Origin of the sequence: uncultured Clostridium sp. (genome assembly GCF_900547735.1) — a bacterium.
Classification (GTDB): Bacteria; Bacillota; Clostridia; order Lachnospirales; family Lachnospiraceae; genus Otoolea.
Window position 1 is genome coordinate 116868 of sequence record NZ_URHZ01000002.1, and the last position, 15807, is coordinate 132674.

A 15807-nucleotide genomic window follows, 5' to 3' on the forward strand; every position below is an offset into this window, starting at 1 on the left:
TTCAATACGCAATATGACAAAATAGAAAGGAGTACGAAACGAACACGGCAGATTTCATTGTCAGAAGAAACTGTCAGAAAAGGAGCGGCTATGTGGGCTTACAAACGATTTCTTAATTATGCGAAGATCTGGACATCCAGTGAGAGGAACAGTACTTCCGTCCCCAGCAGTCTGCGCCAGTTTGATCTGGCACACCTTCTGGCCTTTGAGCTGAGGGAACTGGGGCTCTCCGATGTGGAGGTCAATAATTTCGGCATCGTTTATGCCAGACTCCCCGCCACACCCGGTTACGAATCAAACCCCAGGCTGGGATTTATCGCCCATCTGGACACACATCCCGATTTTAACGGTAAGGACGTAAATCCTCAGATTATAGAAAATTACGACGGCAGGGATGTTCCCCTCGGAACTTCCGGCCAGGTTCTGCGTGTCGCCTCCAATCCGCATCTGCCGCGTTTAAAGGGCGATACGCTGATTACCACCGACGGGATCTCGCTTCTCGGCGCGGACGACAAAGCGGGAATCGCCGAGATCGTCACGGCGCTGGAACGCATTATCGCAAAGGATATCCCGCACGGGACCATCTGTGTTGCCTTTATGCCGGATGAAGAGATTGGGAACGGGACGGACAATTTTGACATTGAACGCTTCGGAGCGCAGTATGCCTATACCGTAGACGGCTGGAACGCCGGTGAGATTGTCTATGAAAATTTTAATGCAGCCCAGGCTGCAATCATGATACGCGGGCGGACCACCCATACCGGTCATGCAAAGGATAAAATGGTCAACGCCCAGTTGGTCGGCATGCAGATTAACGGGCTGCTGCCTCCACATGAAATCCCGGCCGAGACAGAGGGCGCGCAGGGATTTTACCACCTCCTCTCCTCATCAGGGACTGTCGTGAGCGCCAATCTGGTCTACGCAGTCAGGGACCATGACGAAGTCCTGTTTCAGAAACGGCTGGACACGCTCTCCTCTATCTGTGAAATGATGAATGAACAGTACGGCCCGGGAACCGTATCTATGACCGTCAAGCAGGAATACCGCAATATGCGGCCCGTGATAGAATCCTGTTTCCACCTGATCGAGCACGCAAAATCCGCGGTGAAAGCGGCCGGAATCGAGCCTCAGCTTAACCTGGCCCGCGGCGGCACCGACGGAGCCAGATTGAGCTACAAAGGCCTTCCCTGCCCGAACCTCGGAGTCGGAGGCTACGCCTACCACGGCCCCATGGAACACATCACGGCCGAGGCGCTGGAATCCGTTACACGGATTATTGTGGAACTGATACGCTCCTATGCGGAATACCGGCCATAATTAAAAAATAATTTTAACGAGGCAATTTGTCGGATGCAGGAGATGTATGGGACAAATTGTCATATGGGGAATCCGTCGGTTTTAGCCTCCGGATTCCCCATATTTGCGTTCTTTCCCTCTTTCACGTTCATATTTCGTTCACGAATCATTAAAAAACCTTTTACATAATGAACATTATTTCTTCATCTTTCCCCCATATACTATAAACATAGCAAACAAACAATGCTTACAAGATTTTTTTCATAATATCGAGCTGATTTAAGTATCAGCTCTCCTCCCTTTTTCAAATATCAAAATGCCTCTCACTGCTGGAGAGGCATTTTGTTTTGTCTAAAAGTTGTTTTTCAGGCTATGTAACGGCGATTTTACTTCCTTTGACAGCAGCAGTATTCCGATTAGGTTCGGCACCGCCATCAGGCCGTTGAACACATCGGAGAGGCTCCATACCAGTTCCAGCTTTGCCACACATCCAAAAAATACCGCATTCAGGTATACAAACCCATAGAAAAATAAAAATATCCTGCCCGCCCCGGAATGTTCCGTCAGATAGGCCACGGCCTGCCTGCCCAGATAAAACCAGGCGATAATTGTGGCAAAGGCGAAGAGAGCCATAGACACGGCGGTCAGATATCCTCCGGCCGCTCCGAAGCACTGCGAGAAGCAGGCCGCAATCATCGCGCTTCCGTCGGTCTGGCCGTCGGCATAAAACAGTGTACCGGCCGCACCGCTCTTCCCTGCAATGCAGAGAATCACGAGGGCGGTCAGGGTGCAGCTGATGATCGTATCAAAAAACACCTCAAAAATCGCCCACATTCCCTGTTCCCCGGCCGTTGTCTTCCCGGCCGAGCCGTGGAGCACCGCCAGGCTTCCCAGCCCCGCCTCATTGGAAAAGACTCCTCTCGCCACTCCGTAGCTCAGCGCCTTTGTCATTCCGTAACCGGCGGCGCCTCCCGCGGCGCTTTTGACATTAAAGGCCTCTTTCACGATTTCGGCGAACACTCCGGGCACCCTGTCATAACAGCTAAAAATAACAATTCCGCATAAAACCATATAAAGACAGGCGGAAAACGGCACCAGCCTGCTGGCCGCTTCGGATATTCTGCCGATTCCTCCAAAAATCACCGCCATCGTGAGCACGGTCACCGCAAGCCCGGTTATCAGCGGAGGAAGGGAAAAAGCATAGGTAAAGCTGTCGGAAATCGAGTTGGCCTGAACCATGCTCCCCATCCCCAGCGATGCCAGGACGCAGAAAAAGGCATAGATAAGCCCCATCTTCCGGCTCTTCAGTCCCCGTTCCAGATAGACGAACGGTCCGCAGATATACTGGCCGTCCGGCCCTTTGTATCTGTATTTAATGCCCAGATACGTTTCCCCATATGCGGCCGCCATCCCGACAAAGGCCGACACCCACATCCAGAAGACGGCTCCCGGTCCCCCTGCGGCGATGGCCGTCGCCACTCCGGCGATATTTCCCGTCCCCACCGTGGCGGCCAGAGCCGTACAGGCCGTCGCCATCTGAGATTTCGATTCCTCCCCGCCGCCGCCCAGCGTTCCCACCGTGGCCTTCCACCAGTACCTGAGATGAAAAATCTGAAAGCCCCGCAATTTAAATGTGTAAAAAATTCCCGTTCCTAAAAATAACACTAAAAGCCATGGTCCCCAGACCAGATCATGGATTACTTTTACAATCTCCATTTTCCCGCCGCAAAATTTCCAGTCTCTGTATCTTTTTATTCTTGTTTCCAGCTCCTTATGCACAAACTCTATCGCAATCCCGGGAGGAATATGTTATAATGTCTGCAAGGCGGATATTATATCATGCGCATGTAGATTTCTGCGCCTGCCGCAGAAAGTCTGGCGCTCACTTCCGCTAAAGACTTACATCAATTTCCGGCACCGGACTTTACCGGGAGTTTAAGTTCCCGGAATGGACATACTGTCATAGAGACGGCCATTCACAGGAAAAGCACGCTGCACGGACTTTTTATTGTATATCGGCGATCATCTGCATGCACGGCGCACAGGCCGCGCACAAGCCGCCGTCATTAACAAAAATAAAAATGGAAGAGGGTATTTTTCATGCCAGGTTTTACTACCCACTATATATTCGGAATGAAGGCATACAACGACATGCCAAACTCTCAGTTAAAACACATTGTTGCTAAATACCGCTGGCTTTATCAGCTTGGCCTCCAGGGGCCGGATATGTTTTTTTACAATATCCCCATTCTCCGTCATCAGGATTACAGGAATGTGGGCTCCTATATGCATGAACACCAGGTCAGCCAGTTTTTCGACTGCTGCCTGCGCCATATCGGCCTGATACAGTCGAGACAGCAGAAAGAGGAGGCGCTGGCCTATTTCGCCGGTTTTATTAACCATTATGTCGCCGATTCCATCTGTCATCCGTTTATCTACGGCAGGATCGGCTATGATATCAATGAACCTTCCTCCAAGAACCACGGCCTCCACGCCGCCCTTGAGAACGAACTGGACGCCATTCTTCTGTGGAAATACAAACAGAAAAAGCCGTCTGAATTCAACCAGACAGCCAGCATCTGTTTAAACGGCCAGGAGATACAGTTTATTTCCCATTTCCTGTCCTCCTGTATCAACGAAACATATTATCCGGTCACTTACCGCAACAACTTCCAGGTCACTCCGGCTATGGTACACCGTTCGGTGTGGGCCATCCGGTTCGGCTGCCGCACCCTGGCCGATAAGTCCGGTTTTAAGAAGAACAGCATCGAATTCATCGAATCCCTGTTTTTAAAACAGCCTATTGCGTCCGCAAAGCTGGTGACCGACACCATATCCAATTACCGTAACAGCTGTAACCTGGATCATGAACCGTGGTGCAATCCGTGGAAGCGTTCCCTTGCCTCCACCGCGTCATTCGTGGATCTGTTCCACCAGTCGCTGGCAAAGTGCAGCAATGTTTATTATCTGCTCAATTCCTGCATCACCAGCCCCGTTCCTCTCGATAAACAGGATTTATCCATCCTTTTAAATGAGCTGGGCAATTATTCGTACCACAGCGGCCTGCCTGTTTCCTGAAACAGGCAGGGCTTTTTCTTTCCGGCATTAAAGAAATATACGATACATAAGCATCGGCTCGTTAAATACATCCAAGGAGAATGTCATGACGCAATTCCAACTCAAAGCTTTCAAAGCTGTTTTTTTATGCCTTTTTATAATATTCGCTTCGCTGATTCTTTTTTCAGCTCCTGACCGGGTTAACCAGACACTGGTTATTTCACTGATTCCCTGCGCAGGCGCCTGTTATCTCATGATAAAGAAAACTCTGCCCGGTCTTTATGGCAGGCCGGGCAAAATTCCGGCTTTGCTTTTAACCGGACTCTTTCTGTTCATGCTTTCGGTTTCTGAGGTTGTGAGAAGTCCTCTCCTGTCCTCCTCGCTGCCGCTTGCCGTCCTCTATGTGACGTATCTGACCTGCTCTTCATTTATCGTGATTTACTTCTTTCTGGAGTACTTTGTATCAAACGGCGATAAAGGAAATTTAGAAGTTTCCGTACACTATAACAGGTTAAAAGACGACCGGCGCATTTACCGCCTCATGCCGCTCTACATCGCGGCAGCAATCCTGTTCCTGGCAGCCAATTATCCGTTCCGTCCGTCGCCCGATGCGATGACGGTGTATGACGGCATCATGGCCCGCAACTGGAGTGACTGGCATCCCATCGGTTATGTGACCTTCGTCAGGCTCTGTATGTTTCTGGCATCTCCTGTGGCCTGTCATCCGTTTGCATCCTGTATTGTCCAGACCGTATTATGGCTGCTTACCTTCCACCTGCTGTGCGGCATTCTGTACCGCTGTACCGGCTCTGCCCGGGCGGTCAATCTTTACCGTATTGCAAACCTGGTAATCTTCGTCCCCCTGATGTATCTGGGAATCATGTACAAGGATGTCCTTTATTCCATGTGTGTGCTGGGATTCTGTGCGGAGCTGTACCTCTTTCTCCGCCATAAGGAACGCGGAAGGAAGGATTTCATTCTCATCACCCTGTTTTCCATCGGTGTTTCCCTCTTCCGCCACATGGGAATCGTGACGACGGTCTTCCCGCTTCTTGTGCTGGCCGTATATTTCTGCCTGAAGAAGAACGGGCAGTGGAAAAAGCTGATTATCTCCGCCGTATTTACATTCCTCGCCTTTTTTACGGTCACCAATGTGTACGGCAGCGGCATTCTTCACATGCAGAAGAATCCCGACTATGTAAAATACACGGTTCCGCTCTATCTGATCGGTAATCTGTCCTCCGGACACCCCGAACTGTTTACGGAAGAGGACAGACAGCTTATGGAGGAAATGATGCCCTATGAGGACTGGGTGGCCGCCTACAATCTGGATACCTACTGGGCGGACAACCTGGCCAGGGATTCCAGAATCGTAAAGGAACGGATTTACCGCGTGGATGAGGCATACGGACGCGAAATCCTGAAGCTCAATTTCCGGCTTCTCTTCCGCTCCCCCTCCGCATGGACTTCGGCCCTCTTCCGAATCACCTCGATTGTGTGGCAGATCGGAAGACCCGCCGACGGATATGAGTGGACCGCGGCGGGATACTATGTTCCGGAAGACCGGCCCGATTTGGCGGACAGACAGCTCGTCACAACGGAGAAGGCCATCACCGGATACCTGGGCGGACTGCAGTATTATCTGGAAGAACAGCCCCTCCTGTCCTTTATTTATTACCGGGGAGGCATCTGGGCCTTTATCCTTATTTTCCTGGGAGTTGTATTACTGCTTAAACGGAAGCCGGAGTTTCTTATCTGCCTGCTTCCCCCGGCTCTGATCACGGCCATGCTCATGATTACCTGTCCTTCCCAGGATCCCCGGTTTGTCCTGCCTGCGATGGAAACCGCCATGTTCCTTCTGCCGGCAGTCTTTTATGACAGGTTCTCCTTAAGTGAACGCTGAGTTTCGCGTCATGCGGTTTCTTTCATACAAAAACAGGATGGAACCTCCGGCCTCCGCCGGAACTTCCATCCTGTTTTTATCTGTCCCGCATGTTGGACAGCCGTTCTTTTATTCCTATTCTGTTGTTTCTTCCGGCGTTTCTGTGCTGCCTGCCGCAGCCTCTGTGTTTCCGTTCCCCTCTTCGGCCAGACTCTTCTCCAGCTCTGTTGTGTCAGGGAGGACAAATTCCACGCCTGCCCCAAAGTTACCGCTCATAAACCAGGTTTCCTCGTCGTCCTGTGTGCTGGCGGGTGCAATTCCAAAGGAAATGCTGTAATCCTTCCAAAGACCTCCGTAGGAAGTGTCGCTGGATTTCTCAATCGAGAAGTCCTGTGTGGCAACTACATCGTTGAATCCCTTAATCAGAGCATCCGCATAATTTCTGATTTCACTGGTTGGGAAATCGTCCGATACAACCCACACCAGCATAATCTCTTTCTTCTGCGGTTCCAGAAGGAAATGAAAATCATCACTGTAAGGATAGGCTGCCTTATCCTCAAAAACGCCCTCTGCATCCGCACTTACCTGAGTCCAGTCAATCTCTATATCATCCTGCATATCGAAATTAGGATCCGCGACCTTAGTCTCGGAATCCGGCTGTACAATATTGCTCTGTGTACATCCGCTGAGCAGAACCATGCATGCTGCTAATACTAAAAATTTTTTCATCAAAATTTTACCTCCTTACGCCGCATGGTTATTATATAATATACTTGTTCATTTTTGTAGTCATTTTTGAAAAATTCAAAAAATCTTCATATTTCCCAAACATTTGTTAAGAAATAAGTATTTTCAAGGGTTTCCAGACTTTGGGAGCTTTCCGCAGGGTCTGTAAAATAATGCCGTTTTCCCTCTCATCTGTAACAGTTCAGACAGCATGCACTGTTACTCTCATCTTTCTATTTCCCACGCCTCGCGCGCTCTTCCAGCAGACGGTCAAATTCTTCCTGGGTACAGCCGATTTCCTCCAGACGCTGCCTCCTCTTCCTGCGCCGCTCATCCATGAGCCTGCGCTCTTCCTCTTTTTTCTTTTTGAGAAAGACAATGGCAAATCCGAGGCCTGCCGCCGCAATCACGCCGATCAGCGCTATCCAGGGCGCCTGTTTCGGCAGTTTAAAGGCAATGTGCGCGGCTCCGCCCGTCTCCTTGCCGGAATCGGGCGTACCCTCGCCGTCCTGGCCTGCAGGAGCCGATTCCGGCGTTTCGCCACCGGCCTGTGCCGTCTCATCGATGGCCGCCTGCTTTGCACTGATTATGTAAACTTCTCCGACTTTCCTCTCATTATAGGTATACTCAAGGAGGGCCACGGCTCCGTTCGGATGATTCTCCGGAAGTTTTGTAACCACATTCCGCTCCGTATCGGAGAACTGCGCATCCTTGGGAACGGTAATCACGGCCTTAGCGTCGATGGAGAGATCCGATGGCTCATAGGAACCGTCCCCCAGTGTCACGGGCTGATCCCCCGAGGTATAGGAAGTCTCATTTTCACTGATGTTGATATTCTGAAACTTGTCAAATCCAAAGTTTAAAAGGGCGGTCGTATCCTGATAGTGGGTAAACTCGGTGCTCTTCATCGTCACAGCAATCAGCCTCCGGTTATCCTTTGACGCATAGGTCACCAGTGTCTGCCCCGCAATCGAGGTAAAACCGGTCTTGCCTGCAATCGCAGCCGGATAATAATTGGGATCTCCCTCTATCAGCATCTTGTGTTCCATCTTGATCGTCACGCCGTCGGGATTATTGGCGGTGGAAGGAAGACGGTAGCTTTTATCCGAGCCAATCTCCAGGAGCGTCGGGTTCTCATAGGCCGCCGTTCCAATCAGCGCCATATCGTACACCGTTGTAAGCTGTGTGTCGTCATTCAGGCCCGAAGGGTTGGCAAAATGGCTGTTCTCACAGCCCAGCTCCTTCACCTTCTCATTCATCATCGCCACAAAAGCGTCGCGGCTGCCCGCCACGTGTTCCGCCAGGGCGTTGGCCGACTGGTTGGATGAGGTCAGAAGCATATGGTAGAGGCAGTCCTTTACCGTCATCTTATCCCCGACTTCCAGCGCATTCTTATTACCGGCCCCATCCTCCACGTTATGGATGGCGTCGTCCGAGAATGTCACCGTGTCGTCCAGCTTCGCATTTTCAATCACCACCAGAGCCGTCAGCAGCTTGGTGATGCTTGCCGGAGCTTTCTGGACGTGGATATTCTGGCCGAAAATCACGGTCCCCGAATCCATATCCATCACAATTCCGGCCTCCGACTGGATGCCCGTATCCGACGGCCAGTCCGGCTTTGCGTATGAGGTCATGGCCGGTCCGGCAATCACCATAATGATACTTAAGAGTAAACTCATAAATTTCTTCATAAATTATTTTCCCCAAATTGTCTTTGTTTACTGCGTTTACATGTCCAAATTATATCATGTTTATTCCGGCTTCACCCTGTCAATATTTTCCGCGCTCCTGCCCTGATTTTCCTTACCGCCGCAGTCATACTCTACAGCTCCGCCTGTATTTCCCCCGCTTTTTTCGGCACTTCCGGCGTTTTCAGCACTTTCGGCCTTACCGGCGCCGCCCCTGCCTCCGGCTATGTTTTCCGTATCCCGGATAATATAGATAGGACGGTCTTTCAGTTCCGTAAACAGAATTGCAATATACTCTCCGATAATTCCCACCACTACGAACAGCATCGCAAACATGAAGCACAGGAGGACCACAATGGTGGCGTAGCCGCTCGGCGTGCCGTGGGCCGCCCACTCATAGATCGTGTCTATCATCACCAGAAGACCCAGAAATCCGACGAACATACCGGAATAAATCCCCAGCTTCAGCGGCAGATCCGAAAAACAGAGAATCGTGTTGACGGAGAATTTGAACAGCTTACGCAGGCTGTATTTACTCTCTCCCGCCACCCTCGGCCTGGCTTCGTACTCAATATTGCATCTGTTAAATCCGATGTTCTGGACATATCCCCTCAAAAACCGCACCTTTTCCCGGTAATTTTCCCGGAGAACCCTGGCCGCCGGTTCCGTCATTGCGAAAAAGTCGGAGGCATTGGCTTCGAGTTTCACATCGGAAATCCTGTTAATCAGTTTGTAAAACGCGGAGGAGGTTAAGTTTTTGATAAACCCGGCCGACCTGTTTCTGGTGCGGACCATGTTGATCACCTCATACCCCTCCTCAAACTTTCCGATAATCTCTTCTACGCATTCCGGCGGGTGCTGCAGATCCGCATCCATGCACACGAGGGCATCGCCTTCACTGTAGTCGAGACCGGCCAGCATGGCCGCCTCATGGCCGAAATTCCTGGAAAAATTGATTACCTTCACTCTGGGATTTTCCGATGCGAACCGTTTCAGGATGGACAGGGAGCGATCCGCGCTTCCGTCGTTTACGAAGATCAGTTCATAGTCCCAGCTCAGTTCCTCAAACATGGGCCGGGCAGTCCGGTAGAATTCCTCCAGCGCCGCTTCCTCGTTATAAACGGAAATAATAATTGAAATTTTTTTCATCGTTTTGTCATTTCTCCTGGTCAAAAATCTGTATCTCTATGGTCGAGTGGGCCGGAACGCGTTTCTCCGGCGGCGGCAGCTTCTTATAGTCGCCGTAAATGAGTTCCAGCACATGGGTATAACCCACGGGGGCCATAATATCCATCCCCTCAAACTCCATGTCTACGGTCTTTTCACACCATGCCCCCTCCAGCGTCACATACAGATAGTCCGGCTGGTAATTGCTGTAATACCACCGTTTTGTCCTTTTCTTCCCGTCTTTCATCGCAGCCTTGCGCTGAAGTCTGAATAGGAGCGGCATCGGGATCAGGCGTCCCGCCGTGGCAAGGGCTCCCACCCGTATTTTGTCGGCCAGGCTGTATTTGGAATAGTCCAGCCCGTCGCGGTGCGCCATCGCCATGCCGTAAATCACCTTTTGCAGGAATTTGGCCCATGCCGCCGCTCCTTTTCCATCGGGCAGGCGGTCCAGGACAAACAGATCCACCCAGAGGTGGTTCAGCTTCCCGTCGTAAAATCGCATCTGATCGTTATCCTCATGGACACGGCTGTTCTCGTAGATAATACGGGATGTAAAGTCATAGAATACCTTACCTCCCCGGATCTCCTCCGGCCTCAGGACCGACATTCCCTCCGGCAGCTCCCTGGGAGCCACCTTCATGAACATCTCAAAGTTCGGCCTTGTGAACACTACATCCACGTCGTCGTCCCAGGGGATGAATCCCCTGTGGCGGACCGCGCCGAGGAGCGTTCCTGAGTCCATGGCATATTTGATTTTATATTTCCGGCAAATCCGGTCAATTTCCTTTAATAATTTTCTGTCCGCCTCGTGAACCTTCGACAGGTCATAAGGCGTTCCGGCTGTCTCTGTCATCGTTCTACGCCTCTTTCAGCACCTTTGCCATATAATCAATCATCTCATCCGTCATACCCGGATAAACGCCTACCCAGAATGTGTCGCGCATAATGCGGTCCGTATTGTCAAGAGTTCCGACTACGCGGTATCCGCTGCCGCTCTCCCTCATTTCATTAAAACACGGATGCTTGGTCAGGTTTCCGGCAAAAAGCATTCTCGTCTGTACGCCCTGTCCCTCCACATACTGCACCACTTTGTTTCTGTCCACGCCGTCCCGGCAGGTAATCAGGAAACCAAACCAGCTCGGGTCGGAATTCTCACACGGAACGGGCAGGATATATTTATCTTCCGTTCCTGCGAGTCCTGCTTTCAGGCGGGCAAAATTATGTTTCCTGCGCTCCACAAAGGACGGGAATTTTTCCAGCTGTGCACAGCCCACCGCCGCCTGCATGTCGGTTGCCTTTAAGTTATATCCAAAATGGGAGTAAACGTATTTATGGTCATACCCCAGCGGAAGTTCCCCGTACTGCCTGTCAAACCGGTGGCCGCAGAGATTGTCGCGGCCGGAAGGGCAGACGCAGTCGCGGCCCCAGTCGCGGAAGGAACGGATAATCTTATTCAGAAGGGCATTGTCCGTATATACGGCGCCTCCCTCTCCCATCGTCATATGGTGAGGCGGATAAAAACTGGATGTTCCGATGTCGCCGATTGTTCCCGTAAACTTCGTCACGCCGTCGATTGTGTAGCGGCTGCCCAGGGCGTCACAGTTGTCTTCCACCAGCCACAGGCCGTGTTTATCACAGAATGCCTTCACTGCCCCGAGATCGTACGGATTTCCCAGCGTATGGGCAATCATGACGGCCTTTGTCTTATCGGACAGCGCATCCTCCAGTTTCGTTACATCAATATTATACTGCGGAATCGTCACATCCACAAATACCGGTACTGCGCCGTACTGGATGACGGGCGTCACCGTCGTCGGGAAACCGGCGGCCACGGTGATGACCTCGTCCCCGCGTTTCACCCTGCGCTCTCCCAGCAGCGGGGAAGTCAGGGCCATGAATGCAATCAGGTTGGCGGAAGAACCGGAGTTTACAAGGGAACAGAATCTCACTCCCAGGTAATCGGAAAGTCCCTTTTCAAACTGATCCGTGTACCGGCCGGAAGTCAGCCAGAATTCCAGGGCGCTGTCCACCAGGTTCACCATCTCATGGCTGTCGTAGACACGGGAGGCGTAGGGGATTCTCTGCCCCTCCTCAAAAGGCCCTTTTTTGTTGTGGTATTTATCGCAGTAATCGGCCACCAGTTTCAGGATTTGGCTGCGCGCCTCCTCCTGCCCTGCCGCCGTCATCTTCTCATCAGACATTCTTGTTACCTCCAAATCTGTTTATTTTTAGTTTCTGTCCGTCATTTCCTATCCGTCATTTTCTGCTCATCGTTTCCCGTACACCGCAGGATATTATCGTTCATGCCGTTACGGTTCATCTATCTTCAGAATCGTTTATCTTCCGAATCATTTATCTTCAGAATCATTTATCTTCAGAATCTTCTATCTTCAGAAATTCTTTTATCTGCCGGTCCGTCACCGCAAGCATGTCTTCCCCGACCAGCCAGGCTTTGGACCACTCCACGGTCTTTTCAACGGCCTCTTCCACGTGATATCTGGGCTGCCAGGCGAAAACGCGCCTGATTCTGGAACAGTCCAGTTTCAGGAATCCGGCCTCATGGGGGCCTCCGTCATACTGGTTAATCCAGGTCATCCCGTCTCCCCATTTCTCACAGAACAGATCCGTGAGCCTGCCCGTATCCACGCAGTCGGCGTCATCCGGGCCAACATTATAATTTCCTGCAAGCTCCGGCTCCTCAAACTGTCTCTTCGCCACCGTCATATAGATGAAAAGCGGCTCCAGCACATGCTGGAACGGGCGGATGGAATGGGGGTTGCGCACGATAATCGGTTCTCCCGCCTGCGCCGCCCTGACGCAGTCCGGTATGATACGGTCATTGGCAAAATCGCCTCCTCCGATGACGTTCCCCGCCCTGCAGGTGGAGATGGCGGGACGGCCGTCCTGGAAAAAGGACTGCCGGTAACTGTGCGTCACAAGCTCGGAGCATGATTTGCTGTTGGAGTAGGGATCGTAGCCGTCCAGACGGTCATTCTCCCTGTAGCCGTATTCCCATTCCTTATTCTCATAAACCTTATCCGTAGTCACATTGACGAAGGACCTCACGGACGGGCAAAGGCGGATGCACTCCAGCACGTTTACGGTTCCCATGACGTTCGTCTCATAGGTGTACACCGGTTCCTTATAGGAATCGCGCACGATCGGCTGTGCCGCCAGGTGGAAAACAATCTCCGGCCGTACCCGGTCGAAAACCTCCCTGAGATGTTCCAGATCCCGGATATCCCCCGTCACATGATCCACCGTCTTCCTAATTCCCGCAATCTCAAAGAGGCTCGGGTCGGTTGGCGGTTCAAGCCCATATCCCGTGACCCCGGCTCCGGCGAGAGTCAGCATTCTGACAAACCACGAACCTTTAAATCCGGTATCACCTGTGACGAGAACCTTCTTTCCTTTATAAAAATCGAGTAATTCCATATTTATCACCTCATATAATGGATGCCGCTTTATGATTCACAGCCGCTGCGGGTCAAAACCCGGCGGCGGAATCCTACCAGATTTTCCACGGCGCGTCCCCGTCCTGCCACATCTGTTCAAGCTGCATTCTGTCCCTTTGGGTGTCCATGCATTTCCAGAAACCGTCATGGCGGTAAACCATCAGTTCCCCGTCCTTTGCCAGATTTTCAAGCGGCGCTTTTTCAAACACCGTCTCATCCCCGTCTATATAGTCAAATACGCCCGGCTCCATCACCATGAAACCGCCGTTTACAATCTTGCCGTCGTCGTCGTTCTTCTCGCGGAATTCATGGATTGCTCCGTCGGCATCCACATCCAGGACTCCGAAGCGCTGGCCGATGTTGACGCCGCTGATCGTGGCCGTTTTGCCATGGCTCTTATGGAATTTAAGCAGGGCATCGAGATCCACCGTGGACACTCCGTCCCCGTATGTCAGCATAAATGTCTCGTCACCGATGTATTCGCGCACCCTCTTGATGCGTCCTCCGGTCATGGTGTGCAGGCCCGTATCCACCAGCGTCACCTTCCACGGCTCGGAATAATTATTATGGACTTCCATGCTGTTGTTTGCCAGGTCAAAGGTCACATCGGAGGTGTGGAGGAAGTAATCGGCAAAAAATTCTTTGACCACATACTGCTTGTACCCCAGACAGATGATAAAATCATGATACCCAAACTGGGAATAATATTTCATAATATGCCATAAAATCGGCTGTTCTCCTATTTCCACCATTGGTTTCGGCTTCAGATGGCTCTCCTCGCTGATCCTTGTCCCGAATCCTCCTGCTAATATCACTACTTTCATGGGCGTACCCTCCTTTGTTATATCTAATTTCTGAAAATATTCAGGTTATTTTCTTCCAGAATCCGCATTGCCTTTCTCACCTGCTCCGCATCGTGCTGCAGATACGTCACCAGATCTTCATCGTCTGCCGTCCTGTAGTTTAACCCCAGTTCCCTGGATACCCGCAGGAAATCCTTCCTGTACGGCGCAGAAGCCATCTCTTCTTTCAACGTCCACCCGTTTCCGAAAAGAATCAGGCAGGCCCCAAGGGCGATGATTACGGAAGCAGCGGCGCTTACGCGCTTTACGCGCTCCGCCTTCTCCCCATCGTTCCGGGCAAAACGCTTTAAGTGCATCACGGCGGCAAAGGTCAGTATTATTCCGATGATGCCCATCTGGTACTGCAGGGCATATCTGGACGACATTCCGTAGGTATCCTTTAAAAAGATCCACCGGGCCGATAAAATCAGCAGATGGTTCAGCCCGCCGTTTAATATCATAATAAGCGGAAATGCCGTTTTTTCATAGAGCTTATATTTCCAGTTCAGGTACAGCGCATACAGATAGAGAAAGATGACCGCCGCTCCCACGAGGCAGATAAAGGTATTGCTTCCTAAAAAGCCGCCCCCCTCCGCCAGCTTGATGAACTGGTTCTGTCCCACCACGGCCGAGGCAAATGCCTTCAGGATAAACGTGATGAAAAATACGGGCTCCGCAATAAATTCCGTCACAATATTGCCTTCCGTCACGGCTCCCCTGTGCACATAGACCGCATGGGAGTTGCTCCAGAGATAGAGCGCCAGCGGAATCAGCACCGCGGCGAGATAACCGAGGTAAAGGCGGTTTAACCTGCCCTTTTTTCTATAGTCCGACGCCAGCATGACCAGATAGACCAACGTCAAAAGCGCCGAATAGCTGCCGCAGTAAGGACCTGCCACAAGCAGGGTCAGAATGGGCGGTAGTACCATCAGGGCGATCCGGTCGGCTTTCAGCTCATGCCCTGTCCGGATCGCATGATCCAGAATCACATAATGGCAGATAAAACCGGAAACGGCGAGAAAACACACCCAGCCCGTTCCGTTGGTCAGCATCTCCCATTTATTCAGGCTGAAATAGACAAAAAGGACAAAAAGGAACCAGAAATAAGAGACGCTCTTTTCCCTCCTTGAATAGGCCGCCAGCGCAGCCGCCCCCAGGCCCAGGCTCAGAACTCCGAGCGCCATGTCGAAGAACGTATTGTAACCGAGCAGCTTCACATTGATGATCCTGCCCAGATACGTCACCGGAACCCTGGTGAGAATATCGGGGACAAAGAATTTGGCCGGGTTTCCCACATCGGGAAGATAGGAATTGATCAGCCTGATATAATCGGAAAACGCCACGTTATCCGATGCAAGATGCAGATAGTAAAAGCTGAACAGGACTCCAATCAGGACGGGGATAAACCAGGCCGCACCCTTTTTCGTCGATTTCATTTCCATAGAATTCTCCTTAATATAGCAAACGAGTCTGCCGTTCTTTTGTTACTGTTCCCCCAATGTCATTTAGATAATTTTACGCGTGTATGGTTAGACCGTAACAGTTCCGCCTTTAAATGAGGAATGAGAACGCCGCCGGGACGGTCGGGGTTCGGGATGGTGAGGAGGGAGGGGATGAGTCTTCAGTCCCGGGCTGTAGTTTGTCGCGGGTGGGGAATCCGGGCAGAAAAAGTTCCTGCGGGAAACGCTTGCGCT

The 15807-nt window shown here is 51.4% G+C and carries 12 protein-coding genes; 3 read left to right on the forward strand and 9 right to left on the reverse strand.

The features are described 5' to 3' along the window. The first annotated feature begins 90 nt into the window (after positions 1 to 90). Positions 91 to 1317 carry a peptidase T gene (gene pepT, locus QZT18_RS01245; RefSeq protein WP_294143660.1) on the forward strand — a complete coding sequence of 409 codons (1227 nt, stop codon included), beginning with the start codon at positions 91 to 93 and terminating at the stop codon, positions 1315 to 1317. A 330-nt stretch (positions 1318 to 1647) separates the two neighbouring features. Here pepT and QZT18_RS01250 read toward each other — a convergent pair whose 3' ends face one another. Beyond that, positions 1648 to 3012 (reverse strand): sodium:alanine symporter family protein, encoded by a 1365-nt coding sequence (locus QZT18_RS01250; RefSeq protein WP_125142879.1) that lies wholly within the window; start codon positions 3010 to 3012, stop codon positions 1648 to 1650. Positions 3013 to 3396: 384 nt separating this feature from the next. On the opposite strand from QZT18_RS01250, the gene QZT18_RS01255 reads away from it, so the two are divergent. Together QZT18_RS01255 and QZT18_RS01260 are read left to right on the forward strand one after the other, a co-directional pair. Then, complete coding sequence (locus tag QZT18_RS01255; protein ID WP_294143661.1) at positions 3397 to 4374, forward strand: zinc dependent phospholipase C family protein; 978 nt, start codon at positions 3397 to 3399, stop codon at positions 4372 to 4374. A 232-nt stretch (positions 4375 to 4606) separates the two neighbouring features. Next, on the forward strand, positions 4607 to 6256 hold the full coding sequence (locus QZT18_RS01260) for a DUF6020 family protein (protein WP_294143662.1): 1650 nt from the start codon (positions 4607 to 4609) through the stop codon (positions 6254 to 6256). Positions 6257 to 6370: 114 nt separating this feature from the next. On the opposite strand, the gene QZT18_RS01265 is transcribed toward QZT18_RS01260, so the two are convergent. The 8 genes from QZT18_RS01265 to QZT18_RS01300 form a co-directional block, all read right to left on the reverse strand. Continuing rightward, a complete protein-coding gene (locus QZT18_RS01265) occupies positions 6371 to 6964 on the reverse strand; it encodes a hypothetical protein (RefSeq protein WP_294143663.1) in 594 nt (197 codons plus the stop codon). A gap of 230 nt (positions 6965 to 7194) precedes the next feature. After that, the gene (locus QZT18_RS01270) at positions 7195 to 8652 is read right to left on the reverse strand and encodes a D-alanyl-D-alanine carboxypeptidase family protein (protein ID WP_294143664.1); all 1458 of its coding nucleotides are present in this window, start codon (positions 8650 to 8652) and stop codon (positions 7195 to 7197) included. Between the two features lie 60 nt (positions 8653 to 8712). Continuing rightward, the gene (locus QZT18_RS01275; RefSeq protein ID WP_294143665.1) at positions 8713 to 9798 is read right to left on the reverse strand and encodes a glycosyltransferase family 2 protein; all 1086 of its coding nucleotides are present in this window, start codon (positions 9796 to 9798) and stop codon (positions 8713 to 8715) included. Positions 9799 to 9805: 7 nt separating this feature from the next. Continuing rightward, a complete protein-coding gene (locus tag QZT18_RS01280; RefSeq protein WP_294143666.1) occupies positions 9806 to 10669 on the reverse strand; it encodes a phosphorylcholine transferase LicD in 864 nt (287 codons plus the stop codon). 4 nt (positions 10670 to 10673) lie between these two features. After that, the gene (gene rfbH, locus QZT18_RS01285) at positions 10674 to 12017 is read right to left on the reverse strand and encodes a lipopolysaccharide biosynthesis protein RfbH (RefSeq protein WP_294143667.1); all 1344 of its coding nucleotides are present in this window, start codon (positions 12015 to 12017) and stop codon (positions 10674 to 10676) included. Between the two features lie 163 nt (positions 12018 to 12180). Next, positions 12181 to 13251 carry a CDP-glucose 4,6-dehydratase gene (gene rfbG / locus QZT18_RS01290; protein ID WP_366925771.1) on the reverse strand — a complete coding sequence of 357 codons (1071 nt, stop codon included), beginning with the start codon at positions 13249 to 13251 and terminating at the stop codon, positions 12181 to 12183. 73 nt (positions 13252 to 13324) lie between these two features. Next, positions 13325 to 14095 (reverse strand): glucose-1-phosphate cytidylyltransferase, encoded by a 771-nt coding sequence (rfbF, locus tag QZT18_RS01295; RefSeq protein WP_125142864.1) that lies wholly within the window; start codon positions 14093 to 14095, stop codon positions 13325 to 13327. Positions 14096 to 14118: 23 nt separating this feature from the next. Next, complete coding sequence (locus QZT18_RS01300; RefSeq protein ID WP_294143669.1) at positions 14119 to 15555, reverse strand: hypothetical protein; 1437 nt, start codon at positions 15553 to 15555, stop codon at positions 14119 to 14121. Positions 15556 to 15807: the final 252 nt, after the last annotated feature.

What these genes read in the sequence shown, in the direction of transcription:
- rfbG (WP_366925771.1), bottom strand. Translation starts at nt 13,251, where the DNA reads ATGGAATTACTCGATTTTTATAAAGGAAAGAAGGTTCTCGTCACAGGT.
- QZT18_RS01255 (WP_294143661.1), top strand. Translation starts at nt 3,397, where the DNA reads ATGCCAGGTTTTACTACCCACTATATATTCGGAATGAAGGCATACAAC.
- QZT18_RS01250 (WP_125142879.1), bottom strand. Translation starts at nt 3,012, where the DNA reads ATGGAGATTGTAAAAGTAATCCATGATCTGGTCTGGGGACCATGGCTT.
- QZT18_RS01300 (WP_294143669.1), bottom strand. Translation starts at nt 15,555, where the DNA reads ATGGAAATGAAATCGACGAAAAAGGGTGCGGCCTGGTTTATCCCCGTC.
- rfbH (WP_294143667.1), bottom strand. Translation starts at nt 12,017, where the DNA reads ATGTCTGATGAGAAGATGACGGCGGCAGGGCAGGAGGAGGCGCGCAGC.
- QZT18_RS01270 (WP_294143664.1), bottom strand. Translation starts at nt 8,652, where the DNA reads ATGAAGAAATTTATGAGTTTACTCTTAAGTATCATTATGGTGATTGCC.
- QZT18_RS01275 (WP_294143665.1), bottom strand. Translation starts at nt 9,798, where the DNA reads ATGAAAAAAATTTCAATTATTATTTCCGTTTATAACGAGGAAGCGGCG.
- pepT (WP_294143660.1), top strand. Translation starts at nt 91, where the DNA reads ATGTGGGCTTACAAACGATTTCTTAATTATGCGAAGATCTGGACATCC.
- QZT18_RS01260 (WP_294143662.1), top strand. Translation starts at nt 4,607, where the DNA reads ATGATAAAGAAAACTCTGCCCGGTCTTTATGGCAGGCCGGGCAAAATT.
- rfbF (WP_125142864.1), bottom strand. Translation starts at nt 14,095, where the DNA reads ATGAAAGTAGTGATATTAGCAGGAGGATTCGGGACAAGGATCAGCGAG.
- QZT18_RS01280 (WP_294143666.1), bottom strand. Translation starts at nt 10,669, where the DNA reads ATGACAGAGACAGCCGGAACGCCTTATGACCTGTCGAAGGTTCACGAG.
- QZT18_RS01265 (WP_294143663.1), bottom strand. Translation starts at nt 6,964, where the DNA reads ATGAAAAAATTTTTAGTATTAGCAGCATGCATGGTTCTGCTCAGCGGA.